The sequence below is a fragment of the Mycobacterium sp. IS-1742 genome (genome assembly GCF_001500125.1).
GTDB lineage: Bacteria > Actinomycetota > Actinomycetes > Mycobacteriales > Mycobacteriaceae > Mycobacterium.
Genome location: NZ_LQIV01000041.1, coordinates 244,781 through 268,780 on the forward strand (window position 1 = coordinate 244,781; position 24,000 = coordinate 268,780).

Here is a 24,000-nt window from a genome sequence, read left to right on the forward strand (position 1 = left end):
CGGTCAGTCGAGCAGCACGGTGGCGAAGGTGCCGACCTGACGGAAGCCGATGCGCGCGTAGGTCGCCCGGGCCACCGTGTTGTAGCTGTTGACGTAGAGGCTCGCGATCCGCCCGCCGCGCACGACCGCGGCGGCCAGCGCCGCTGTGCCCGCGGTGCCCAGGCCGTGGCCCCGCCAGTCGGGATGAACCCACACCCCCTGGATCTGGCCGACGGCGGGCGACTGCGAACCGACCTCCGCCTTGAACACCACCTTGCCCTGCTCGAACCGGGCCCAGGCGCGGCCGGAGGCGATCAGCCCGGCGACCCGTCGCCGGTAGCCGCGGCCGCCGTCGCCGGCCCGGGGGTCGATCCCGACCTCACCGATGAACATGTCGATGGCCGCCACCAGGTAGGCGTCGAGTTCCTCGATCCGCACCGGACGCACCGCCGGGTCGACGGGACTCTGTGGTGCGGTGTCGAGGGCCATCAGCGGTTGGTGGTCGCGGACGTCGCGGGCGGGGCCCCAGGCCCGTTCCAGCCGCCGCCACATCGGCATCACGAGTTCGGTGCGGCCCACCAGCGACGAGCAGCGCCTGGCGCTACTGGTGGCCTTGTCGGCGAAGGCGTGCATGTCGGCGGGTTCGCCGCGCAGTGGGATGAGGTTCGCCCCGGCGTAGCAGAGCGAATCGGTGGCGCGCCTGCGGGTCCACAGTTCGCCGCCGATCGCGCTGGGTTCGACACCGTGATCCGCCACCCGCGACGCCACCATGCAGGCGCCGACCGGGTCGTCGTCGAGCACACGCTGGACCGCCGCGACGTCGCGCACCACCGAGACTCGACGGTCGTCGGCGAGGCGGAATAGCGGCGGAGCCGACATCGCGAAGCTGCTTTCTGCTGGACCGAGGCGGTGACACCACTCACCGCGTCGGTGTTCAGCTTACGGTCACAACCGGTGAACCGCTGGCACTTCCCTCGGTGCTGTCGCCGATCTCGGCCGCGATGCGCATGGCCTCCTCGATCAGCGTCTCGACGATCTGCGCCTCGGGCACGGTCTTGATGACCTCACCCTTGACGAAGATCTGGCCCTTGCCGTTGCCGGAGGCCACGCCGAGATCGGCTTCGCGCGCTTCGCCCGGACCGTTGACGACGCAGCCCATGACCGCGACGCGCAACGGCACGTCCATACCCTCGAGGCCCGCGGTGACCTCGTTGGCCAGGGTGTACACGTCGACCTGCGCGCGACCGCACGACGGGCACGACACGATCTCCAGACCGCGCGGCCGCAGGTTGAGCGACTCGAGGATCTGGTTGCCGACCTTGACCTCCTCGGCGGGCGGCGCCGACAGCGAGACCCGGATGGTGTCGCCGATGCCCTTGGACAGCAACGCGCCGAAGGCGACCGCGGACTTGATGGTGCCCTGGAAGGCGGGGCCGGCCTCCGTGACGCCCAGGTGCAGCGGATAGTCGCTCTGGGCGGCCAGCAACTCGTAGGCCGCGACCATCACGACGGGATCGTTGTGCTTGACGCTGATCTTGATGTCGCCGAAGCCGTGCTCCTCGAACAGCGAGGCCTCCCACAGTGCCGACTCGACGAGCGCCTCGGGCGTGGCCTTGCCGTACTTCTGCAGGAAGCGCTTGTCCAGCGATCCGGCGTTGACGCCGATCCGGATCGGGATGCCGGCGTCGCCCGCGGCCTTGGCGACCTCCTTGACCCGGCCGTCGAACTCCTTGATGTTGCCGGGGTTGACGCGCACCGCGGCGCAGCCGGCGTCGATCGCGGCGAAGATGTACTTCGGCTGGAAGTGGATGTCGGCGATCACCGGGATCTTGGACTTCTTGGCGATGACGGGCAGCGCGTCGGCATCCTCCTGCCGCGGGCACGCGACCCGGACGATGTCGCAGCCCGACGCCGTGAGCTCGGCGATCTGCTGCAGCGTCGAGTTGATGTCGTGGGTCTTGGTGGTGCACATCGACTGGACCGAGATCGGATGGTCACTGCCCACGCCGACGTCGCGCACCATCAGCTGGCGGGTCCTGCGCCGAGGCGCCAGCACCGGTGGCGGTGCGGGCGGCATACCAAGCCCGATGACGGGGCCGGAAGTCATGTGTTCTCCTATTGGAACAACCTGATCGGGTTGACCAGGTCAGCGGTCACGGTCAGCAGCATGTAGCCGACCACCACCACCAACACTACGTAGGTGGCGGGCATGAGCTTGAGATAGTTCACCGGCGCCGCGGCCACCATGCCGCGCGCCGACCGGATCATGTTGCGGATCTTCTCGAACACGGCGATCGCGATGTGCCCGCCGTCGAACGGCAGCAGCGGCACCAGGTTCACCGCGCCGAGGACGAAGTTCAGCTGGGCCAGGAAGAACCAGAACGCCACCCACAGCCCAGCGTCGACGGTGTCGCCGCCGATGATGCTGGCGCCCACCACGCTGATCGGCGTCTCGGGATCGCGCTCACCACCGCCGATCGACTCCACCAGTGCGCCCACCTTGGTGGGGATCTTGGCCAGCGACTTGCCCAGTTCGACGGCGAGGTCGCCGGTGAAGGCGAACGTGGCGGGCACCGCCGACAGCGCGTTGTGCTGAGTGGGCCCGAACTGCGCGGCGGCGATGCCGATGGCGCCGACCGTCGTCGGCTGGTCGCCCTCGCCGGTGAAGCGCTGGGTCTGGGTGACGTCGACCACCTTGGTGAGCTCTTCGCCGTCCCGCTCGATCACGATCGGAGTCGGGCCGGAGGACTTCTGCAGCGTCACCCTGGCCTCGTCGAAGGTGGCGACGTCGGTGTCACCGACCCGGACGATCACATCGCCGGCCCGGATGCCGGCCTCCGCCGCGGGTCCGAGACCCGTGCACTCACCCAGCTCGTCCTTGCTCAGCTGGGATGCGACACAGCCGGTTTCGCCGACGATGGCGGAGGTCGGGGGGTTCAGGTTCGGCAGTCCCCAGATCACCGCGATGGCGTAGATCAACACCAGGCCGATGACGAAGTTCATCCCCGGACCGGCGAACAGCACGGCGACGCGCTTCCACACCTTCTGGCGGTACATCGCGTACGGCCGGTCCTCCGGAGCGAGTTCCTCGACCGAGGTCATCCCGGCGATGTCGCAGAACCCGCCGAGCGGCACGGCCTTGACGCCGTACTCGGTGCTGCCGAGCCGGTTGGGCCTGCGGGTCGACCACAGGGTGGGACCGAACCCGACGAAATACCGCCGCACCTTCATCCCGGTGGCCCGCGCCACCCACATGTGGCCGCATTCGTGCAGGGCGACCGACACCAGGATGGCCAGTGCGAAGAGCACGATGCCGAGAGCAAACATCATCTGGTGACTAACCCTTTATTCGGAGGTATGGCGGCCTGCTCGACGACTCGCCCGGCGCGGTCCCGAGCCCAGCGCTGCGCATCGAGGACCTCTTCCACGGTAGCGGGTTCGGCGGCCCACTGGTCGGCAGCGCGCAGGACCTCGGCGACGGTCTCGACGATGCGCGGGAACCGGATGCGGCCGTCGAGGAATGCGGCGGCCGCCTCCTCGTTGGCGGCGTTGTAGACGGCGGTGAGGCTGCCGCCGCGCCGGCCGGCGTCGGCGGCCAGCTGCACCGCCGGGAACACCTCGTCGTCGAGCGGGAGGAATTCCCAGGTCGAGGCGGTGGTGAAGTCGCAGGCGAGGGCGGCACCGGGGATCCGGTCGGGCCAGCCCAGCGCGAGCGCGATGGGCAGCTTCATATCCGGTGGGCTGGCCTGGGCCAGCGTCGACCCGTCGGTGAAGGTGGCCATCGAGTGCACGATCGACTGTGGGTGCACCACGACCTCGATGCGGTCGTAGTCGATGCCGAACAGCAGATGCGTCTCGATGAGCTCGAGGCCCTTGTTCACCAGGGTCGCCGAGTTCAGCGTGTTCATCGGCCCCATGGACCAGGTCGGGTGTTTACCCGCCTGTTCCGGCGTGACGGACTGCAGGTCTGCCGCGGACCACCCGAGGAACGGTCCTCCGGAGGCGGTGAGCACGAGTTTGGCGACCTCGTCGGCGGTGCCGCCGCGCAGGCACTGGGCCATCGCCGAGTGTTCGGAGTCCACCGGCACGATCTGCCCGGGCGCGGCGGCCCGCAACACCAGTGGCCCGCCGGCGACCAGCGACTCCTTGTTGGCCAGGGCCAGACGCGCGCCGGTGGCCAGCGCGGCCAGCGTGGGTTCCAGGCCGAGCGCCCCGACGAGCGCGTTGAGGACCACGTCCGCCTCGGTGTTCTCGACCAGCCGGGTCACCGCATCGGGTCCGGTGTGGGTGACATCGCCGATCCGCTCGGCCGCAGCGGGGTCGGTGACCGCGACCGCGGTCGCACCGGTCTCGGCGCGCTGACGGGCCAGCAGATCCGGGTTCGCCCCGCCCGCGGCGAGTCCGACGACCTCGAAGCGGTCGGGATTCGCGGCGATCACGTCCAGCGCCTGGGTGCCGATCGATCCGGTGCTGCCCAGGATCAGCACCCGAAGTCTTGTGCCCACCGGGCCATTGTGCCGCCTGCTGCCCCGACGGCCCTAGTCGCGCGACGGATGTGACGTGAATCTGACACATCGCCCCGGCGGCCATCCGGGGGTGGGGCGCGCCCGAATCACCCGCGTCAGACGTCGAGGCGGCCCCACCGCTTCGAGCACGGCGGCACTCGGCCGCACCGGATGAAGGAGACAGTGTCGATGAAGACAACGTTCACGAGCAGGACCATGGCCGCCGCGGGCCTGAGCGCCCTGGCGATCTTCGGCGTTGCGGCGTGTTCGAGCGAAGAGGCAGGCGACACCGCCACGTCCGCGTCGAGCTCCGCGTCGTCGGCCGTGGAGTCGGCCACCACGTCGGCGCCGACGTCGAGTGCGGCCGCCGACCCGGCCGCCAACCTCGTCGGTTCGGGCTGCGCGGCCTACGCCGAGCAGGTGCCCAGCGGGCCGGGGTCGGTCGCCGGCATGGCACAGGAACCCGTGACCGTGGCGGCCTCGAACAACCCGATGCTCAAGACGCTGACCCAGGCGCTGTCCGGCCAGCTGAACCCGAACGTCAACCTGGTCTCCACCCTCGACGGCGGTGAGTTCACCGTGTTCGCCCCCACCGACGACGCGTTCGCCAAGCTCGACCCGGCCACCATCGAGACCCTGAAGACCGACTCGGACCTGCTCACCAGCATCCTGACCTACCACGTGGTGCCGGGACAGGCCGCGCCCGATCAGGTGCCCGGTGACCACAAGACCGTCCAGGGCGCCAACGTCACCGTCTCCGGCGAGGGCGAGGCGCTGAAGGTCAACGAGGCCGGGCTGGTCTGCGGCGGTGTGCAGACCGCCAAGGCCACGGTCTACATGATCGACACCGTCCTGATGCCGCCGCCGGCGAACTGACCCACACCTCCCCCACGAGCAGAAATCCCAACCCACACACAAGGAGTGAGAACCGATGACCGTCAACATCAATCGCGTACTGGGTGCAGGCTTCGCCGCGGTCGCCGCCGCCGGGTTGTCCCTCGGAGCCGCCGCCACCGCCCAGGCACAGCCGGCGGCTTCGCTGGTCGGCCCCGGGTGCGCCGCGTACGCCCAGCAGGTGCCACAGGGCCCGGGCTCGGTCGCGGGCATGGCGATGGACCCGGTCGCGACGGCCGCGTCCAACAACCCGCTGCTGACCACGCTCACGAAAGCCGTTTCGGGACAACTGAATCCGCAGGTGAACCTGGTCGACACCCTCAACGGGGGCCAGTTCACGGTGTTCGCGCCCACCGATGAGGCGTTCGCGAAGATCGATCCGGCCACCATCGAACGGCTCAAGACCGATGCACCGCTGCTGACCAGCATCCTCACCTACCACGTGGTGCCGGGCCAGGCGGGGCCCGACGCCGTCGTCGGGACGCACAAGACGGTCCAGGGCGCGGACGTCAACGTCACCGGTCACGGTGCGGAACTGAAGGTCAACGACGCCTCGGTGGTGTGTGGTGGCGTCAAGACGGCCAACGCCACGGTGTACCTCATCGACACCGTGCTGATGCCGCCCGCCAACTGAGAACAGAACCGCCCCGAGAGCAGCCCGTCCGGCACACCGGACGGGCTGTTCCGGTTCTCAGCGGGGTGGGAAACGCTCGACCCAGTGCCGCGCGATGTCGACCCGCCGGGTGATCCACACCCTGTCGTGCGACTGCACGTGGTCGAGGAAGCGCTCCAGGGCCGCGGTGCGGGCGGGACGGCCGACCAGCCGGCAGTGCAGCCCGACCGACAGCATCTTGGGGCTGCCCGCCGCCCCCTCGGCGTAGAGCACGTCGAAGGCGTCACGCAGATGCGTGAAGAACTCGGTGCCGCTGGGGAATCCGCCCGGTACGGCGAACCGCATGTCGTTGGTGTCCAACGTGTAGGGCACCACGAGATGATCGTGTCCGGCCACCGCCACCCAGTACGGCAGATCGTCGGCGTACGAGTCGGAGTCGTAGAGGAACCCGCCGTGCTCGACCACCAGCCTGCGGGTCTGCGGTGAGTCTCGACCGGTGTACCAGCCCACCGGCGCGCTGCCGGTCAGCTCGGTCAGCAGCGCGACCGCCTCGGCCATGTGCGCCCGCTCGACGTCCGGATCGGCGAGTTGGTAACTGATCCAGCGCAGCCCGTGGCAGGCGACCTCGTCACCGCGCTCGATGAACGCGGCGACCGCCTCGGGGTTGCGCGCCAGTGCGAGCGCCACCCCGAACACCGTCAGCGGCAGCCCCCGGCGCTCGAAGACCCGCAGCACCCGCCACAGGCCCGCCCGGGACCCGTACTCGTAGAGCGATTCCATGCTCATGTGCCGGTTCGGAAACGGCTGCGCCCCACTGATCTCCGACAGGAACGTCTCCGACGACGGGTCGCCGTGCAGGACCGAGTTCTCCGCGCCTTCCTCGTAGTTGAGCACGAACTGCACCGCGATGCGGGCGTCGCCGGGCCACCGCGGATCCGGCGGACGGGCACCGTAGCCGACCATGTCGCGCGGATAGTCTTCGGCGCCGGCAACCATGGGTGGGATTGTGGCAGGCGGTCCGCGGGTGTGCCGGTCATGGTTCCGTCACCGGTACGGGGTTTGCCGACACGGGCATCCGGGCAGATCCACCGTCATGCCCACGGTGCTGTGGTTCCGCCGCGATCTGCGGCTGCGTGATCTGCCTGCCCTCGTCGATGCGGCGCAGGGTGACGGCGAGGTGCTCGCCTGCTACGTCCTCGATCCGCGGCTGCACAGGTCGGCGGGCCCGCGGCGGCTGCAGTACCTGCACGACGCGCTGCGCGACCTGCGCGAGCAACTCGACGGCCGGCTGCTGGTGACCCGGGGCCGCCCGGAGGAGCGGATCCCCGCGCTCGCCAGGCGCGTCGACGCATCGGCGGTGTACGTCTCCGACGACTTCACCCCGTTCGGGCGGCGACGGGACGACGCGGTCCGCGAAGCGCTCGGCGACGTCGCCCTGGAGGCGTCGGGTTCGCCGTACCTGGTGTCGCCGGGCCGGGTGACCAAAGGGGACGGCACCCCGTACAAGGTGTTCAGCCCGTTCTACGACGCGTGGCGCAAACACGGGTGGCGCGCACCCGCCCGGAGCGGACCACGATCGGCCGCGTGGCTCGACCCGGAGGACGTGGACGGCCGCGATCTGCGGGCCGAGATCCCGGACGACGGCGCCACCCTCGACATCCCCGCCGGCGAGCGGGCCGCGGTGCAGCACTGGCGGGACTTCGTCGAGGACGGCCTCGACGGGTACGCCGACGACCGCAACCGGCCGGACCTCGACGTGACCAGCCGGATGTCGGCGCACCTCAAATTCGGCACCATCCACCCCCGCACGATGGCCGTCGACCTCGGGCGCGGCAAGGGCGCCCAGGCCTACCTGCGGGAGCTGGCGTTCCGCGACTTCTACGCCGCGGTGCTCTACGAGTGGCCCCGCAGCGTGTGGTGGAACTGGAACACCGGGTTCGACGGCATCCGCGTCGACGAGGATGCGGCCGCCGAGCAGCGCTTCGACGCCTGGAAACGCGGCCGGACCGGGTTCCCGATCGTCGACGCCGGGATGCGCCAACTCGCCGAGATCGGGTGGATGCACAACCGGGTGCGGATGATCGTGGCGTCGTTCCTGGTCAAGGACCTGCACCTGCCGTGGCAGTGGGGGGCGCGCTGGTTCCTCGAGCAGTTGGTGGACGGCGACATGGCCAACAACCAGCACGGGTGGCAGTGGACGGCGGGTTGCGGCACGGACGCCGCACCCTTCTTCCGGGTGTTCAACCCGTCGACACAGGGGGCGAAGTTCGATCCGGACGGGACGTACGTGCGGCGGTGGGTGCCCGAACTGGAGGGGGTGGCCGACGTGCACACGATGGGTGACGAGCGCCCAGCGGACTACCCCGCCCCGATCGTGGACCACGCCGCCGAGCGGGCCGAGGCGCTGCGCCGCTACGCCGAGATCTCCTAGGGCACGCCCGTTACGACACACCGTCGTATGCCAGAATGACGGCAGTTGCGGTTCGACTGTGAGGAGCACTCTGTGGCCAACACCGAGGTGGAACGACACACCGGCGTCGACGTCGAGGACGTGCCGTCCGCGCAGTGGGGCTGGAGCAGGGAGAACCCCCGGGTCATCCACATCTCACTGCTGCTGGGCGCCGTGTTCCTGCTGACGATGCTTCGCGGCAACCACGTGGGCCACGTCGAGGACGCCTTCGTCATCGGCTTCGCCGCGCTGCTGATCGGCTGGGTCGCGCGCGACTGGTGGATGCGCCGGCGCGGCTGGACCCGCTAGCGCCCCGCGGTCATCAGGTCGGAGTCGACGGGGCGGTAACCGCCGCACACCAGCGACTCCGTCGCGTCCACCCGGATCTGCGGACAGTCCGCAGCCAACAGCGCATGCCTCTTGAAGGTCCGGGCGGCCGCGCTGAGCCGGTATCGGACCGGTTCGGCCCGCCCACCCAACACCTCGGACCGGCGCCCGCCCCACAGCACCACCTCGGCGCGTCCCGCCGTCATCACGCTGCGCACCTCGTCGCGGACACGTCCGTCCGACTCCGCCAGGTCCGCCGACACCGCCAGTCCGCCGAGGAGTTCGTCACCGGTTCTGCCGATGCCGGCTTCGAGCCGGTGACCCCGCACGCCCAGCACCTGCAGCGGGCGCAGATCGTCCGCGTCCAGCAACCAGGCCTCGACCCGCCAACCGGCCATCGCCCGGTCGAACATCCACCCGCCGGCGAACCTCACCAGATCGGCGACATCGGTGCCCAGAACGTCGAGGCGGTACTCCAGGCGGGTCGCCGTCGCGCCGGCCACGCGTGCCGGGCGGTTGGATTCGTCGAGCGGAAGGGACTGGGTCACCACGGGCAGCTCCGTTCACCGTCGGATGATTGCCCCAGCGTGACATTATGAAGCGGATCTGTAAAGTCTCGATTCAGTTGCCGAACAGCACGGCGGGGTTGAGGTAGCCCGTCGGGTCGAGTGCGGACTTGATGGCGCGCATGGTCGCGATGTCGACCTCGGTGCGGGACATCGCGAGGAAGTCACGCTTGCGGGTGCCCACCCCGTGTTCGGAACTGACGTTGCCGCCCCGATCGTCGATCAGCGCCATCATCGCCGCGTAGAGATCGCGTTCGGCCTCGGGTGTACAGCGCAGGACGTTCAGGTGCAGATTGCCCTCGCCGACGTGGCCGAACAGCACGGGGACGGCGTCCGCAGCGTGTCGCCGCACCAGTGCCGCAGCGTCGCCGGCGAACGCGTTGATCTGGGAAAGCGGAAGCGAGACATCGAATTTGAGCGGAGGTCCGAACAGGCCGACGACGTCGGCGACCGCCTCGCGCACCTGCCACAACCGGCCGGCCGCGGCGGCATCCACCCCCACCGCGGGCTCGCCGCACAGCGGGGCGTCGGCCAGCGCGTCGGCCAGCATCTCGGTCGGATCGACGTCGGCGGCCAGTTCCACCAGCAGCAGCCACTCGCCCTCGACCGGCACCGGGGTGTCGAGGTGGTGGGCGGCCAGCGCGGCGGCACGGGCGTCGACGAGTTCGAGGGCGGCGATTCCCGACATGTCGCGGAAGGTACGGCCGGCCGACGCCAGCGCGTCGAGGTCGGAGAAACCGCAGAGCGCGGTGACGCGGTGGCGTGCGGGGGGATGCAGCCGCAGCTCCACCTCGGTGATGACGCCGAGCGTGCCCTCGGCGCCGACCAGCAGCGCGGCCAGGTCGTAGCCGGTGTTGTCACGCCGAACGTCGCTGTGCCGCACCAGGACCGATCCGTTCGGCAGCACCACCTCCAGGCCGAGCACCTGCTCGCCCATGTTGCCGTAGCGCACGGTGCGCAGACCGCCGGCATTCGTCGAGGCCATCCCGCCGATCGTCGCGGTGTCCCGCGCGGCGAGGTCGACGCCGAAGACCAGACCCGCCGAGGCGGCCGCCCGCTGCACCGCCGCCAGCGTCGCCCCCGCTCCGGCGCGCATCCGTCGTTCGATGTGGTCGACGTCGCCGAGGCGGGTCAGCCGCTCGGTGGACAGCAGCACGTCGCCGTGTTCGGGGACGGTGCCCGCGACCAGCGAGGTGCGACCGCCCTGCACCGTCACGCACCGACCGACCTCCCGGCAGGCCGTCAGCACCGCGGCCACCTCGTCGGTCGAGCCGGGCCGCACCAGCAGTGACCCGGTGCCGCGGTAGCGGCCGGTGTAGTCCACGCACCGACCGGCCAGGACGTCCGGGTCCGCGCTGACGTGGGCGGCGCCCACCAGTCCGGCCAGCCGGGCGGCCAGGTCGTGGGTCATGGGCGGGCGGCACCGGCCAGGGGCAGCGCGGCGGGCACGTCGGTCAGCGGCGCGCTGATGCCCGCTGCGGCGCGGATCTCGGCGAAGGACCGCACCATCGCGTCGGTCGCCTCGTGCGGGTCGTCGAGGGTCTGGTCGTCGGTGAGCACCGAGATGCTCAACTGGTCGACGTAGCTCCACACGGTGATGTTCATCCCGCTGCCGACCACCAGCGGCCCGACCGAGTAGATCTCGTCGACGGACGCCCCGGCGACCAGCCCGAGCTCACGCGGTCCCGGCACATTGGAGATGGTCAGGTTCATGATCAGGCTCGAGTCACGCCGCCGCGCCTGGTGCCGGAAGACCGGCGGGACCACGCGGGGCGGCATGTAGTTGAGCCACGACGCGATGAGGGTGGGCCCGAGGAGATGGTGGTTCTCCTTGGCGATCCCGGTCGCCACCGACGTCAACCGCACCCGCTCGAGCGGATCGTCGACGTGCACCGGCAGCGACGGTGTCATATACGAGAACTCGTTGCCCGACAAACGATCCGGCGAGGTGTTGAACGCGATCGGCACCCCCGCGATCAGCGGGGCGTCGGCCCGTCCGTCGTATCGCAGCAGCAGCTCGCGCAGCGCGCCGGAGGCGGTCGCCAGCACGATGTCGTTGAGCGTGACGCCGAGGGTGCGGGCGAGGTGTTTGGCGTCGGCGAGCGCCAACGGCGCGGTGGCGAAGCGGCGGGCCGGGGTGACGACGTGGTTGAGGAATGTGCGCGGGGGTGCGAAGTTGCGGGCCAGATCCGGATGCGCGCCGCGCTCCCTGCCCCTGCGGTACACCTGCGACACGCCCGCCGCGGTGTCGCGCATAAGCGCGGGCAGCCGGCTGATCTGGCGGAGGTGGTCCTCACCGGCCGCGCGCAACAGCCGCCCCCGCGTGTGGGCAGGGTGCGGCGACCGATCGTCGCCGTCGGCCTCCGGGCCCCTCGGTGAGATGGCCCGGGACATCTGGTTCGCCGACGCCACCCCATCGGCCAGGACGTGGTGCACCTTGTGCACGATCGCGATGCGATCGCCGGTCAACCCCTCGACGATGTACATCTCCCACAGCGGTTTCGACCGGTCGAGCGGGGTGCTGGCGATGCGGCCGATCAGCTCGTCGAGTTCACGACGACCCCCCGGAGCGGCGATCTCGACATGGCGCAGGTGGTAATTAAAGTCGATGGTCGGGTTCTCCACCCACATCGGGTGGTGCAGGCGGCCCGGGATGTCCACCAGCTGCTGACGCAGCGGGCGCAGCGCCTGCAGTCGTGGCGCCGCCACCGTCCGCACGAGTTCCCGGCTGTACCCGCCGGACACCCCGGACACGTCGAGCACGCCTACCTTGAGCGTGTGCATGTGGATCTCGGGCGTCTCGCTGTAGAGCATCAACGCGTCGACGCCGTTGAGTCGCTTCACCGTCACCCCGTTCGTCGCCCGTCCACTGTCACTGTGCCCAACCCGCGCGCGTCCCACACACTGTGTCACGTCAGCAGGCGTGCCGGGGTCTCGCGGTGCCCGAGGATCGCGGGGTAGGTTGTCGGTCCACCGGACAACCGCCCGAGGAGCGCGATGACACTCACCGCCGGACGCGGCCCGCTCAGCGCCGACCCCTCCGGATGGTTCATCCCTGCCCTGCCCGACGGCGCGGTCTTCGCCGAACCGCATCCACGGCGCGTCGTGGCGGTGGCCGGGGGCCGGACGGTGATCGACACCGAGGACGTGGTCCTGGTGCACCGGCGCGGCCATCCACTCAGCTACGCCTTCCGGCCCGATGCCGTCGGGGAGCTGCCCTCCACGCCCGCGACCGAGGCGCCCGGCTACGTGTATGTGCCGTGGGATGCGGTGGACGGCTGGTTCGAGGAGGGACGCGAACTGGTCCACTACCCTCCGAACCCCTACCACCGGGTGGACTGCCGGCGTTCGGGCCGCCTGCTGCGCGTCATCGTCGGGGGCGCCGTGCTCGTGGACACCTCGGACACCGTGGCGGTGTTCGAGACGGCGCTGGCGCCGGTGCTCTACGTCGCTCCGGCGCATGTGCGCGTCGACCTGCTCCGGCCGAGCACGACGACCAGCTACTGCAACTACAAGGGCTGGGCGTCCTACTGGTCGGCGGTGGTCGACGGCACGGTCGTCGACGACGTCGCCTGGTCGTACGGCGAGCCGTTCGACGAAACCCGCGCCATCGCCGGGTTTCTCGCCTTCGATCCGCAGCGCGCCGACGTGTCGGCCGAACTGCCGCTCAGCGCTGCGCGATGACCTGCGCGCCGAATCGCTCGATCGCCTCCCGCGCATGGGCGAGGCTGTCGCCGGGAATGGCGACCTGGATCCAGGTGACGCCGAGACGCTCGAGTGCCGCCACGCCCTCGAGGTAGCGGTCGGGTTCGAAGTCGTCGCTGCCCGGATCGCCGCCGCCGAGGTTGGTGAACGTGACGTCCACCGTGGCCGGGTCGCGACCCGCGTCATCGCACCGGCGGCGCAGATCGTCGATGGCCTCGCCGAGTCGCTCCACCGAATCGAGGGCCGCGGTGCGGGCGGTCTGCGCCAGCACGGCGGGCGCCGGGAAGGGACACCACCCGTCGCCGAACGTCACGGCCCGGTCGCGCGCCGCGGCGGTGTTGCCGCCGATCCAGATCGGCGGGTGCGGCGCGCTCAGCGGCCGGGGATGGGCGGTGATGCCTTTGGCGGTGAAGTGGCGACCCTCGAACGACACGTCGTCGGATGTCCAGACCGCGCGGATCAATGACAACGCCTCGGTGAACAGGTCGGTGCGTTCGTCGTAGTCGACTCCGAGCGCGGCGAATTCGCGTTTGAGGTAGCCCACGCCGACCGCGAGCGTGAACCGCCCGCCGGACAACAGGTCCAGCGTCGCACCGGATTTCGCCACCACGAACGGGTTGCGGTACGGCAGCACCACGATGTTGGGGATCAGGCGCAGCGTGGTCGTGCGGGCCGCCGCGTAACCCATCGCGACGAAGGGGTCGAGCGCGTCGTGACCGCCGGCGTCGAGCCAGCGCTGGCTGGGCGCCGGGTGATCGGTGAACCCGAACCCGGCGAATCCGGCGGCCTCGGCCGCCACGGCGACCGCGGCCACCCCGTCGCCGGTGACCAGTTCGGGGTTGTACGGATGGGTGTGCATGGGGTGGGTGATGGTGAACTGCATGCTCATCGAAGGGTGCGCTCCTCGCTCCTGGGGCAGACCGCCGGTGTCGTTGTGCCGGCCCGGCCATGAGAATACGATTCTCCGTGACGGCGAAGCCCACTTTCGCCGAGGTGGGAGTGTGCCGGTCATGTCGGATCTCGACGTCGGTGTCTACGTGCCCCAGATCGGGTTCACCTACGAGGACATGCTGCACCGGGCGGCGCGCTGCGAGGCCGCCGGCATCGGATCGCTGTGGCTGTACGACCACCTCTACGGACCGGGCGCGCCGGAATACCCGTCGATGGAGGCCTGGACGCTGGCGACGGCGCTGCTCGCCCGCACGGATCGACTGCGCGTCGGACACATGGTGCTGTGCAACCAGTTCCGGCACCCGGCCCTGCTCGCGAAGATGGCCACCACCCTCGATCACATCTCGGCCGGACGGTTCCAGTTCGGCATCGGCAGCGGATCGATCGAGGACGAACACCGGCGGGCGGGCCTGGACTGGGGCTCGTTCGCCGAGCGGTCCGAACGGCTCGCCGAGACGCTGGACGTCGTCACGCAGGCGTTCGATGCGGGCCGGATCACCCTGCGGGGCAGACATTGTCGTGTCCTGGACATGCCGGTGACGCCCAGCCCCGCCGACGGCGCCCGGCCGCCGATCGTCGTGGGCGGAGTCGGCGAGAAGTACACCCTGCCGCTGGTCGCGCGCTACGCCGATGTGTGGAACGTGCCGACGTACGCACTCGGCGACCTGCGGCACAAGGCCGAGGTGCTGCGCGGCATCTGCGCCGACGTCGGCCGCGACCCCGACACCATCGTCATGTCCGTCGAGGTGGTGATGGCGCTCGCCCCGGATGACGCGTCGCTTCCCGAGGTGCGTCGGGTCGCCGAGAAGCGGTTCGGTGGGCCGGGTTTCGGCCTGCACGACGGCGGCCTGATCGGCACCGCACCGGCGATCGTCGACCGGCTGCACGAACTCGCGGACCTCGGCTTCCGCCAGGTGGTGCTGTTCACCCACGACCGGGCCTCCGACCGGACGCTCGACCTGCTGGCCGAGCAGGTGATCGCGCGGCTGTGAGGTCAGCGGCGCGGCGAGTAGTGGGGTCGACCGAGATCGAGCGCGTGCTGGGCGATCATATTGCGGAACACCTCGAGCGTGCCGCCGTAGATGCCGGTGGGTCCGGCGAGCCGGAAGACGTATTCGGCTCCCCCGCCCGCCGCGGACCCCGCCGCGCCCGGCGGTAATGCACCGGCCTGGCCCGAGATGTCCATCAGATCCGGGGACACCTCTCGCATCGTCTGGGCGATCGCCACCCGGCCGAACATCTCGGGTGTGCTCATGGCCGCCTCCATGCGGGCGATGCCGCGGCCCAACCGGTACGCCACGGACGCGTCGGAGGGGTCGACGGTGGCCGCGACACCGTCCACCGCCTCGGCCATCAGCGTGATGTGCTCGGTCATGACCGCGATCTTCTGGAGGCCGTCGGTGTCGCGCTCCACCGTGCCGTGTTCGACGTCCAGGGCCCCCCTGAGCACGGACCACCCTGCGTTCACGTCGCCGACGCGGTACCGGTCGCTGATCCGGACGTCGCTGTAGTAGGTGATGTTCGTCCGGTCGCCGTCGACGGTGCGCAGAGCCTGGATCTCGACGCCCGGGGCGTCGAGCGGAACGAGGAACATGGTGAGGCTGCGGTGTTTCGGCGCCGTCGGGTCGGTGTTGGTGATCAGGAAGACGTAGTGCGCGTTGTGGGCGTTGGAGGTGAACATCTTCGAGCCGTCGATGACCCATCCGTCCGCGTCCCGCACGGCCCTCGTCTTGCAGGTCGCCACGTCCGAGCCGCCCTCGGGTTCGGTGTAGCCCAGGCACAACCGCAGACGGCCGGACAGCACGCCGGGCAGCACCTCGTCCCGCAGCTCCGGCGAGGCGAACCGTTCGACCGTGTGCGCCACCATCGCGGTGGTCCCCCAGTGGAACCAGGGGGTGTGCGCCCGGCCGATCTCCAGCTCCCAGATCCGCCTGCGCACCGCCGTGAACCCGCCGTCAGCCTCGCCCCGGTAGTCCGCGGCGAGATAACCCGCCTCACCCAGCGCCAGGTGCACCCCCTCGTCGAAGTTCTCGCCGGTTTCCCGGTCACGCGCGAGCACCTCGTCGGTCACGACGGCGCTCAGGAACTCCCGGAGTTCACGCTGGAAGGCGCGATCCTCCCCGGACAGTTCGACAACGGAGAAGTCCATCTCCGAAGCGTGACATTCGCTCAGCATTCTGTAAAGGTGAACCCACTGCGCCGGTGTGGGCGCCGCACAGGGAGGCAGGCCGTTGGGCATCGTCACCACCAGTTCGGACACCGCGTACGGCCATGCGCCGGAGGTGATCTACGACTTCGTCACCAACCCCGCGAACTGGACGAAGACCTACCCCGGCAGCAGCTACGTCGGCCGGCTCGAGAACCTCCCCCTTCAGGTCGGCGACACCTGGGAGGAGGGCGGACCCGACAGCGACCGCATCTTCACCTGGCAGCTGGCCATCGCCGTCCGTCCGCGCCAGTGGGTGTTCACCTCGGTCGGGCGCCTCGGCCACAACCGCGACGGCAACGGCGGGATGGACGGCCGGATCACCGTCGAGTACCAGTTCTCCCGCCCCGGTGTGGACGTCACGCTGTTCCGCCGGACGATGACCATCGAGGCGCCGAAGGACGCCCCGATGCCGGACGGCTTCTTCCGGATCGTCAACCCCGCCAACATCGACCGCTACCACGCCGCGGTCGCGCGCGAACTCAGCGGTGCAACGCCCGCCGCAGGGCCGCCCCCTGGAGTGCGAACAGCTGCCGGCTGATCTCCCAGTCCGGGAGCAGCGAGTCGAAGCCGTGGCAGGTGCCCGGGGACACGTGGAGTTCGGTCGCCACGCCGGCGCCGAGCAGCCGCTGCGAGTAGTGGAGCGCCTCGTCGCGCAGCGGGTCGAGTTCCGAGCAGCTGACGAACGCCGCAGGCAGCCCCGTGAGATCGGCACTGCGCGCGGGCGCGACTGCCGCAGGGTCCGCGCCGGCCGGGGCGTAGTGCCGCCACATCTGCTCGACGGCGGGACCGTCGAACCCGGGTGTGGTGGCGAACTCCCGCCGCGACGGTGTGGGGCGATCGTCGAGCACCGGCTGGTGCAGCAGCTGGAACGCCAGGGGCGGCGCGGCGCCGGCCGCCGACGTCTGCGCCAGCAATGCGGCCAGCGCTCCCCCGGCGCTGCTGCCCGAGACGGCGATCCGTGACGGATCCACCTGCAGCTCAACGGCTTCGGCGGCCACCCAGCACAGCACGGTCAACACGTCGTCGAACGCGGCGGGATGCCGGTGTTCAGGCGCCAGCCGATAGTCGACCGAGATCACGGTGCACTGCGCGCGCCGGGCGAACTCGACGCACTGCCGATGGTCGGTGTCGAGGTTGCCCAGCACGAAGGCGCCGGAGTGGCAGTACACCACCGCAGGCGCCGGGGCCGGGCCGCCGCGGTAGATCCTGACCCCGACCGACGCCCGTCCGAATCGTGCTGTCGTCCCGCAGATGTCGACACCCGTGGTGTCGAGTGCCGCCGCCGCTTCGGCGCGCCGGCTGTCCAGGGACTGCCGCACGGCGGGCAGTGTCTCCGGTGACAGGTCGGTGCGCGCGGTGACGAACCGCCGCAGCGCGGGGTCCAGGCGGGCCGCGACGTCGGGCGTCGTCATGTCACCGTGGCCCGCCCACACCGGTCAGTGCGTACGCCGCGGCCGTGCCGAACAGCGACGCGGTGACCGCGGTGGTGATCCGCGATCGCCGGTCCAGGGCGGGCGAGCGCAGACCGGTGATCACCTCGGCCGCGGTGAGACCGACGGTGGCCCCCAGCGCCGGCCTGGCGCCGCCGCCGCCGAGCAGGATCGCGCCCAGGGCGGCTTCGCGCATGGCGTACATCTGGGTGAGGTGGTTGCGCTCGGCGGCGCCCGCGCGCTCCCCTTTCGTCGGGGCGGAGGTGTTGCTCAGACGTTGCGGCGCCACCGTGCCGACGATCCCGACGATCAGCATGAGCAGGCCCATGGCGCTTTGGATGCGGCGGGACGTGTGGGCGGTGGCGGTCGTGGTCATTGGTGTGCTCCTCGTGTGGTCGGTCATCGGTCTGCCATCGTGTGGGTCCCCACTTCGATCGCCGGGACGTGTGCGGGTGGGTCGAAGGTGTAGTCGCCGGGGCGGAACCGCCGTGTCATCGCCCAGAACGCGCGCGCGCTGCGTGGCCACTGGGTGACCACACGACCGTTGGCGGCACGGAAGTAGTTGCTGCACCGCGTCGTCCACACGGTGCCCGCCATCCACCCGTCGATCCTGTCGATGAAGTCGACCATCGTCTGCGGTCGCACGGCGACATACGACCGCCGGCGTCGGCGCATGTGTCCGAGCGCCCGCACGATGTAACGGGCCTGGGCCTCGAGGATGAAGATCACGCTGTTGGACCCGACGTTGGTGTTGGGCCCGTAGAGCATGAAGAAGTTCGGGAAACCCGGTACGGCCATCCCCAGATACGCATACGCGCCGTCACGCCACTTGTCCCGCAGTGTCCCGTCCTCACCGGTGACCTCGATCTGCCCCAGGTAGTCGGCCGCGGCGTATCCGGTCGCGCACAGCACCACATCGACGTCGAGTTCGGTGCCGTCCTCGGTCACCAGAGACCGGCGCCGCAACGTCCGGGCCGGGCTGGACACCACCTCGACGTGCGGTCGGGTCAGCGCCTGGAGGTAGTCGGTGGCGAACACCAACCGCTTGCAGCCCAACGGGTGTGTGGGGGTCAGCTTGCGTCGCAACTCCTCGTCCGGCACCGTCGCCTCGAGGACGCGGGTGGCGATGGCCGTGAATTCCTGGGTCTTGTCGCTCCCGTTCTCGATCACCGAGATGTTGCGCTCACTGCGCAACCACAACCTGGTCCGGTACACCCGTTTGGCGAGCGGGACGTGGGCGAAGAGCCATTTCTCGCGGTCGGTGTACGGCCGGTCGGGTTTGGGCAGGATCCAGGTCGGTGACCGCTGCACCGAGTACACCGAGGCAGCGACCTTGGCGACCTCCGGAATCAGTTGCGCCGCTGTGGAACCGGTGCCCAGTACCGCCACCCGCGCGCCGGTCAGGTCCACCGAACGGTCCCACCGGGCGGTGTGCATCACCACGCCGGTGAACGGTTCCTCCTCCACGAGGTCCGGCATCACCGGCCGGGTGAACATGCCCACCGCGGAGACCACCACGTCGAAGCGGTACCGCCGCCCGTCAGCGGTGCGCAGGCCCCACGTCCTCGACGCGGCATCCCATTCGGCGGAGACGATCTCGGTGCCCAGTTCCAGGTGCGGCCCCAGTTCATGGCGACGCGCGCAGGTCTCGAAGTACTCGAGGATCTCCGGTTGCGCCGACCACAGCCGCGACCAGTTCGCGTTGAGGTCGAAGGAGTACGAGTAGAGGTGCGACTTCACGTCGCACGCCAGGCCCGGATAGGTGTTGATGCGCCAGGTGCCGCCGACGCCGTCCTCGCGATCGAAGATCGTGAAGTCGTCGAAACCCGCCTTCTTGAGGAAGATCCCGAGCGCGAGCCCGCCCGGTCCGGCCCCGATGATCCCCACGGACAACGATTTCGCCACGACACTCATCCGATCTGCAGGGTCTGGCCGCCGTCGACGACGAGCTCGGATCCGGTGATGAACGACGCCTGGTCCGAGATAAGGAATGCGACGGCGTCGGCGATCTCCACCGGTCTGCCGATCCGACCGAGTACCGCCCTGGCCGCGAGGCGGGTCTGGGTGTCCTGGTCGAGCATCGGCGTCTCGACCGGTCCCGGGAACACGGCGTTGACCCGGACACCGGAGCCGGCGAGTTCGGCGGCGGCGATCTGGGTCAATCCGCGCAGTGCCCATTTCGAGGAGCCGTACGCGGCGTGGTGCGGGAACGGCCGTATCGCCCCCGTGCTGCACGTGTTGACGATCGCCGCGCCGTCGGCGGCCCTGAGATGGGCCACCGCGGCCTGGATACCCAGGAACGGGCCGAGGCAGTTGACCCGCCAACTGTTCTCGAAGCCCGCCGGGGTCTCGTCGTCGATCGCTGCGCGGTGCAGGACGCCGGCGTTGTTCACCAGCGCGGTGAGTGCGCCGAACCGCTCGACGGTGGCGGTCACGGCGGCCGACCACTGCTGCGGCGAGGTGACATCGAGTTCGATGGCCAGCACGTTGTCCCCGAGATCGGCCGCATTCCGGCGCAGTTCGTCGATCAGGATGTCGCAGGCGGCCACCCGGAAGCCGTCGGCGTGCAGCCGGGCCACGATCGCCGCGCCCTGCCCGCGCGCGGCACCCGTCACCAGGGCCACCCCGGTCACAGGTAGCCCCCGCTGCCCGCCGGGGACCCCTGCGGTCCGGTGGACCTGGCCTCCGCGAGGTGCGCCGCAGCGCCGCGCCGCAGGGCCTGTGATTCGGAGGCGAGCGTGATCATCCGGAATCCCATTCCGACCGCGTCCTTCCCGACCGTGCCGCTACCCGCGTGCACACCGGCGACCACCCCTGCGGCGGTTGCAGCGGCGGCGATGTGCGCCATCGCCTCCCGCACCTCGGGCTCGCGCCACGCCGAGGCCGGACCGTACCCCATCGAGATGGCCAGATCGGCGGGCCCGACGTACAGGCCGCGCAGACCGGGCACCGCGCAGATCTCGTCGACGGCCGAAACCCCCCGCGTCGTCTCGATCATCGCGAATACGCTCGCCCTGTCCTCGAGGCCGGCCGTGTCGTGTCCGAGGCTCGGGCGCAGCGGTCCGTAGCTGCGCACCCCCGCGGGCGGATACCGGGTGGCGGCGACCGCGGCCGCCGCCTCGCCCGCCGACTCCACCATCGCGACGACGACGGCGTCGGCGCCGGCGTCGAGTACCCGCCCGATCGGCGCGGGGTCGGCGGTGGGCAGCCGCACCACGGTGGCGATCGGCACGTGCTCGAGCCCGCGCAGCATCGACGCGGCGTCGGCGTCGCCGAGATAGCCGTGCTGACAGTCGATGCCGATGTAGTCGTAGCCGGTGGTGGCGAACGCGTCGGGTCCGGTCGCGGTCGGGCCGACGACCCAGCCGCCGAACAGGGGCGCCCCCTCGTCGAGGGCGTCGCGCAGTCTGCCGTGGGGGTTCATCCGGTGATCGCGATCTTGACCCGGCCGGGGGTCGGACGGCAGGCCAGTTCGAAGGCGGCCTGCACGTCGGCGACGTCGAAGGTGTGGGTGACGTAGGCGGGCAGCAGATCGGGGTGCTTACGGACGAATTCGCCCGCCGCGCTGAGCATCCGGCGCCGTTCCAGCGTCACCCCGGATTTGAGCGTGAGGTTGTTGCGGAGCATCAGGCGCATGCTGATCGGATAGGTGTCGTCGTCGGCGACCCCGAAATAGAACACGGTTCCGCCGAACGCGGCCGCCTCGATCGCGTGGTTGAGGGTGGCCACCTGATGACCGACGGCTTCGATCACCACATCGGGCCGGTCCGCGGCGCCGAGGTGGCTGACCCACCGGTCACTGGTCGCACGGACGACGGTGTCCACACCGAACGCGAGCCCCACCGCGGTGCGGTCGACCGGGTCGACACCGGTGACGCGCTGCGCGCCTGCGGCTTTCGCGAGATAGGAGAACAGCAGACCGATCGACCCCTGGCCGATCACCGCGACATGCCTGCCGCCGAGGTCGGGAAGTTGTTCGACCGCGTAGAGCACACAGGCCAGCGGTTGCAGCGCGACGGCGTGATGCGGCGGCAGCGCGGGGTCGTACGCGGCGAGTCCGTCGCCGTCGGCCACGACGAACTCCATCAGACCGTCGAACCCCGACGCCCACCCGACCACCAGGTCACCCGGGTGGTGTGCGGGATGCCTGCTCCCGAGTACCTCTCCCACGACCTCGTGGATCGGGAAACCGTTCATCTCCGCGGCACTCAGTCCCGTGTCTGCGGGCAGGCGGCCCTTGGCGCCGCGGAATCCGGGCAGATCGCTACCGCATATCCCGGCGCACATGAACCGCAGGAGCACCTGTCCGTCGCCCAGTCCCTCCGCGGACGGTGCGGGCAGGTCCAACCTCTCGAAGGTGTACGGAGCCACCAGCCGATACGCCCACACCTCAGGCGCCCCCCGCCTGAACCACGACGGGCAGCCGGTTCCAGCCCCACTGGAAGCTCGACGGCGGCCGCGCGGCGTGTTCGGTGTCGACCGCGAAATCGGTCACCCGCCTGAGCCATTCGGTCACCATGATGCCGATCTCCAGACGTGCCAGGTGCACCCCGAGGCAGAAGTGCTGTCCGCGTCCGAATGCCAGCAGGCGGTCGATCCGCCGGTTCCAGACGAATTCGTCGGGATCGGGGTACTCGCGCTCGTCGCGATTGGCCGACGCCAGCAGGGTGATGATGCGCTGCCCGGGTGCGATCGTGGTGTCGTGGATCGTGAACGGTCTGCGCACCGTCCGCGCGAACCATTGTGCGGGTGCGCAGTACCGGATCATCTCCTCGCGCACCACCGGAACGGTGGTCGCCGGATCGGCGCGCACCTGCGCCAGCTGCTCGGGCCGCCGGCTGAGCTCCCACAGGCCGTGCGCGACGATCTTGGGCACCGTCTCGGTCCCGCCGATGAAGACCCCGAGCATCTGGACGGCGGCCTCCGTGTCGGTCAGGGCGGTGCCGTCGGGTTTGCGGTAGTCGAGCAGCGAATCGACGATCGGCATGTCCGCACCGGACCGGTCGGCACGTCTACGCTCGACGAGCGGTGTCAGGTACTCGAGGTAGCCGGGCCTGGCGTTGGCGACCTCGACACCGCTGCCCGGCTCGGCCAGGCTGCCCGCGTTGACGGTCGCCAGCACGTCGGCGGCGAGTTCGGTGGGCAGTCCGAGCAGTTCGCACACCATGGACGCGGCGACGATCCCGCCGTAGTCCTGTGTGAGGTCGAACCGGCCCCTCGGCAGCAGTTCGTCGAGCCGCTCGTTGGCCAGTTCGCGGATCCGGTCGGCCAGTCGGCTCACCGATTTCGGGCGGAACGGACCCGACGTGCACCGCCGCACATCGGTGTAGACGGGGGCGTCGAAGTTGGCGTGGAACGGCATGGGCGACAGGGGCGGATCCGGTACCGGCCCGGTGTTGTGGGAGGCCAGCACGGCGGTCGACGGCAGGGTGCCCTCCGACGCCACGAACGTCCCGTCGTTGACCTCCAGGACCCGCCAGATGTCCTCGAACCGGGAGAGCGCGTACGTGTCCCACGTGTCGACGTAGTAGAGCGGGTGGTCGTCGCGCAGGGTGCGATAGAACGGCAGCGGGTCGGCCATCACGGCAGCGTCGAACGGATCGTACGAGAATTCGTGTCTCACTGGTGTCTTCCGGCCGGCGTTCACTGCAGCGGAGACGGCGGTAGCGCCTGCAGGATCGAGTCCTCCCAGCCGTCGCGCAGCGCCGGGGCGACGCTCATCCAGGTGACGATCTCGGCGGGCGGACTGTCCTTCCAGGACGGGTAGTGGTTCTCGAAGCAGTCCCAGTCCCCCTCGAGCGCCCAGTAGTGGATGACCTCGTTGAACCGGAACGTGGTGATGAACGATCCGAGCCAGCGTTTGCCGGTGCGCTCCGACCACGGCACATAGAGGCGTTCCAGCTCGCGGATGTAGTCGTCCTGGCGGCCGGGTTTGGTCTGCATGATCTCCTGAATCACCAGTCCGGCATCCACTTTCGCCTCCCGCAGTTCGGCGAGCGTGCGGTTGGCGCGGCCGGCGTACATGATCCGGCCCTCCCCGGAGGCGCCCGTCTGGGACAGGAACCGCGCCCATGCCGCGGCGGCGTCGGCGTGGCTGCCGCCCGTCCGCTGCGCCTTGCCGATGCGCGCGTAGTCGGCGAACGCGTCGATCTCCCAGATGATCGTCACCTGCGGCCAGTGCCCGTTGTAGGGCGTGGTCTCCCAGATCGCGAACAACCGGGCTCCGAGGTCGCTCATCATCGGGTGATAGACGGCGTCGAACACCTCGAGGAACTGTTCGCTTCGTCCCGTACCCAGGGAGATCGTCTCGTGGAGATACAGCAGCGTATGGCTGTAGTACTTCTTCATGGCGCGCCAACGCCGCAGGTGGTT

25 protein-coding genes are annotated in these 24,000 nt (G+C 70.2%); 7 read left to right on the top strand and 18 right to left on the bottom strand.

Annotated elements, in window-relative coordinates; genetic code table 11:
* Positions 1 to 3 precede the first annotated feature (3 nt).
* From AU196_RS20400 to dxr, 4 genes are read right to left on the bottom strand one after another with little or no spacing between them, the layout of a single operon-like run.
* Complete coding sequence (locus tag AU196_RS20400; RefSeq protein WP_059096869.1) at positions 4 to 858, bottom strand: GNAT family N-acetyltransferase; 855 nt, start codon at positions 856 to 858, stop codon at positions 4 to 6.
* A gap of 55 nt (positions 859 to 913) precedes the next feature.
* Positions 914 to 2,086, bottom strand: coding sequence for a flavodoxin-dependent (E)-4-hydroxy-3-methylbut-2-enyl-diphosphate synthase (gene ispG / locus AU196_RS20405; protein ID WP_059096870.1), 1,173 nt, complete (start codon positions 2,084 to 2,086; stop codon positions 914 to 916).
* Between the two features lie 8 nt (positions 2,087 to 2,094).
* The gene (locus AU196_RS20410; protein ID WP_059096871.1) at positions 2,095 to 3,309 is read right to left on the bottom strand and encodes a M50 family metallopeptidase; all 1,215 of its coding nucleotides are present in this window, start codon (positions 3,307 to 3,309) and stop codon (positions 2,095 to 2,097) included.
* Positions 3,306 to 4,484: a 1-deoxy-D-xylulose-5-phosphate reductoisomerase gene (dxr, locus tag AU196_RS20415; RefSeq protein WP_059096872.1), complete on the bottom strand. Its 1,179-nt coding sequence runs from the start codon at positions 4,482 to 4,484 to the stop codon at positions 3,306 to 3,308. Before dxr ends, AU196_RS20410 begins: the two co-directional genes overlap by 4 nt.
* A gap of 189 nt (positions 4,485 to 4,673) precedes the next feature.
* On the opposite strand from dxr, the gene AU196_RS20420 reads away from it, so the two are divergent.
* Positions 4,674 to 5,360, top strand: a complete 687-nt coding sequence (locus AU196_RS20420) for a fasciclin domain-containing protein (RefSeq protein WP_059096927.1) — start codon at positions 4,674 to 4,676, stop codon at positions 5,358 to 5,360.
* A gap of 55 nt (positions 5,361 to 5,415) precedes the next feature.
* Complete coding sequence (locus tag AU196_RS20425) at positions 5,416 to 6,012, top strand: fasciclin domain-containing protein (protein WP_059096873.1); 597 nt, start codon at positions 5,416 to 5,418, stop codon at positions 6,010 to 6,012.
* Positions 6,013 to 6,069: 57 nt separating this feature from the next.
* Here the strand turns inward: AU196_RS20425 and puuE are convergent, their stop codons facing one another.
* The gene (puuE, locus tag AU196_RS20430; RefSeq protein WP_059096874.1) at positions 6,070 to 6,987 is read right to left on the bottom strand and encodes an allantoinase PuuE; all 918 of its coding nucleotides are present in this window, start codon (positions 6,985 to 6,987) and stop codon (positions 6,070 to 6,072) included.
* A gap of 97 nt (positions 6,988 to 7,084) precedes the next feature.
* Here puuE and AU196_RS20435 point away from each other — a divergent pair, with 97 nt between their 5' ends.
* Positions 7,085 to 8,422, top strand: coding sequence for a cryptochrome/photolyase family protein (locus AU196_RS20435; RefSeq protein WP_059096875.1), 1,338 nt, complete (start codon positions 7,085 to 7,087; stop codon positions 8,420 to 8,422).
* A 72-nt stretch (positions 8,423 to 8,494) separates the two neighbouring features.
* A complete protein-coding gene (locus AU196_RS20440) occupies positions 8,495 to 8,749 on the top strand; it encodes a DUF2631 domain-containing protein (RefSeq protein WP_059096876.1) in 255 nt (84 codons plus the stop codon).
* Here the strand turns inward: AU196_RS20440 and AU196_RS20445 are convergent.
* The 3 genes from AU196_RS20445 to AU196_RS20455 form a co-directional block, all read right to left on the bottom strand.
* Positions 8,746 to 9,318 (bottom strand): hypothetical protein, encoded by a 573-nt coding sequence (locus AU196_RS20445; protein ID WP_059096877.1) that lies wholly within the window; start codon positions 9,316 to 9,318, stop codon positions 8,746 to 8,748. The two genes, AU196_RS20440 and AU196_RS20445, sit on opposite strands and share 4 nt — an antisense overlap.
* Positions 9,319 to 9,388: 70 nt before the next feature.
* Positions 9,389 to 10,744 carry an FAD-binding oxidoreductase gene (locus AU196_RS20450; protein ID WP_059096878.1) on the bottom strand — a complete coding sequence of 452 codons (1,356 nt, stop codon included), beginning with the start codon at positions 10,742 to 10,744 and terminating at the stop codon, positions 9,389 to 9,391.
* Positions 10,741 to 12,177, bottom strand: a complete 1,437-nt coding sequence (locus AU196_RS20455) for a WS/DGAT/MGAT family O-acyltransferase (protein ID WP_059096928.1) — start codon at positions 12,175 to 12,177, stop codon at positions 10,741 to 10,743. The genes AU196_RS20450 and AU196_RS20455 overlap by 4 nt, the downstream gene beginning before the upstream one ends.
* A 153-nt stretch (positions 12,178 to 12,330) precedes the next feature.
* On the opposite strand from AU196_RS20455, the gene AU196_RS20460 reads away from it, so the two are divergent.
* Positions 12,331 to 13,017 carry a DUF427 domain-containing protein gene (locus AU196_RS20460; protein WP_059096879.1) on the top strand — a complete coding sequence of 229 codons (687 nt, stop codon included), beginning with the start codon at positions 12,331 to 12,333 and terminating at the stop codon, positions 13,015 to 13,017.
* On the opposite strand, the gene AU196_RS20465 is transcribed toward AU196_RS20460, so the two are convergent.
* On the bottom strand, positions 13,001 to 13,921 hold the full coding sequence (locus AU196_RS20465; protein ID WP_059096880.1) for an LLM class F420-dependent oxidoreductase: 921 nt from the start codon (positions 13,919 to 13,921) through the stop codon (positions 13,001 to 13,003). The two genes, AU196_RS20460 and AU196_RS20465, sit on opposite strands and share 17 nt — an antisense overlap.
* 127 nt (positions 13,922 to 14,048) lie before the next feature.
* On the opposite strand from AU196_RS20465, the gene AU196_RS20470 reads away from it, so the two are divergent.
* Complete coding sequence (locus AU196_RS20470; protein WP_197415857.1) at positions 14,049 to 14,981, top strand: LLM class flavin-dependent oxidoreductase; 933 nt, start codon at positions 14,049 to 14,051, stop codon at positions 14,979 to 14,981.
* A 2-nt stretch (positions 14,982 to 14,983) separates the two neighbouring features.
* Here the strand turns inward: AU196_RS20470 and AU196_RS20475 are convergent, their stop codons facing one another.
* The gene (locus AU196_RS20475) at positions 14,984 to 16,138 is read right to left on the bottom strand and encodes an acyl-CoA dehydrogenase family protein (protein ID WP_059096882.1); all 1,155 of its coding nucleotides are present in this window, start codon (positions 16,136 to 16,138) and stop codon (positions 14,984 to 14,986) included.
* Positions 16,139 to 16,220: 82 nt separating this feature from the next.
* On the opposite strand from AU196_RS20475, the gene AU196_RS20480 reads away from it, so the two are divergent.
* Positions 16,221 to 16,736 (top strand): polyketide cyclase, encoded by a 516-nt coding sequence (locus AU196_RS20480; protein WP_059096883.1) that lies wholly within the window; start codon positions 16,221 to 16,223, stop codon positions 16,734 to 16,736.
* Here the strand turns inward: AU196_RS20480 and AU196_RS20485 are convergent.
* From AU196_RS20485 to AU196_RS20520, 8 genes are all read right to left on the bottom strand, one after another.
* Positions 16,678 to 17,610, bottom strand: coding sequence for an alpha/beta hydrolase (locus AU196_RS20485; protein ID WP_059096929.1), 933 nt, complete (start codon positions 17,608 to 17,610; stop codon positions 16,678 to 16,680). The two genes, AU196_RS20480 and AU196_RS20485, sit on opposite strands and share 59 nt — an antisense overlap.
* Before the next feature lies 1 nt (position 17,611).
* The gene (locus tag AU196_RS20490) at positions 17,612 to 18,004 is read right to left on the bottom strand and encodes a hypothetical protein (protein WP_059096884.1); all 393 of its coding nucleotides are present in this window, start codon (positions 18,002 to 18,004) and stop codon (positions 17,612 to 17,614) included.
* A gap of 23 nt (positions 18,005 to 18,027) precedes the next feature.
* The gene (locus tag AU196_RS20495) at positions 18,028 to 19,542 is read right to left on the bottom strand and encodes a flavin-containing monooxygenase (protein WP_059096885.1); all 1,515 of its coding nucleotides are present in this window, start codon (positions 19,540 to 19,542) and stop codon (positions 18,028 to 18,030) included.
* Complete coding sequence (locus AU196_RS20500) at positions 19,539 to 20,261, bottom strand: SDR family NAD(P)-dependent oxidoreductase (RefSeq protein WP_059096886.1); 723 nt, start codon at positions 20,259 to 20,261, stop codon at positions 19,539 to 19,541. Before AU196_RS20500 ends, AU196_RS20495 begins: the two co-directional genes overlap by 4 nt.
* Entirely contained in the window at positions 20,258 to 21,052 is a 795-nt protein-coding gene (locus tag AU196_RS20505) for an HpcH/HpaI aldolase family protein (RefSeq protein ID WP_059096887.1), read from the bottom strand. The genes AU196_RS20500 and AU196_RS20505 overlap by 4 nt, the downstream gene beginning before the upstream one ends.
* Positions 21,049 to 22,017 carry a zinc-binding dehydrogenase gene (locus AU196_RS20510; protein ID WP_059096888.1) on the bottom strand — a complete coding sequence of 323 codons (969 nt, stop codon included), beginning with the start codon at positions 22,015 to 22,017 and terminating at the stop codon, positions 21,049 to 21,051. Before AU196_RS20510 ends, AU196_RS20505 begins: the two co-directional genes overlap by 4 nt.
* Before the next feature lies 1 nt (position 22,018).
* Positions 22,019 to 23,209 carry a cytochrome P450 gene (locus AU196_RS20515; RefSeq protein ID WP_059096930.1) on the bottom strand — a complete coding sequence of 397 codons (1,191 nt, stop codon included), beginning with the start codon at positions 23,207 to 23,209 and terminating at the stop codon, positions 22,019 to 22,021.
* Between the two features lie 62 nt (positions 23,210 to 23,271).
* Positions 23,272 to 23,976 carry an NIPSNAP family protein gene (locus AU196_RS20520; RefSeq protein WP_157546539.1) on the bottom strand — a complete coding sequence of 235 codons (705 nt, stop codon included), beginning with the start codon at positions 23,974 to 23,976 and terminating at the stop codon, positions 23,272 to 23,274.
* Positions 23,977 to 24,000 lie beyond the last annotated feature (24 nt).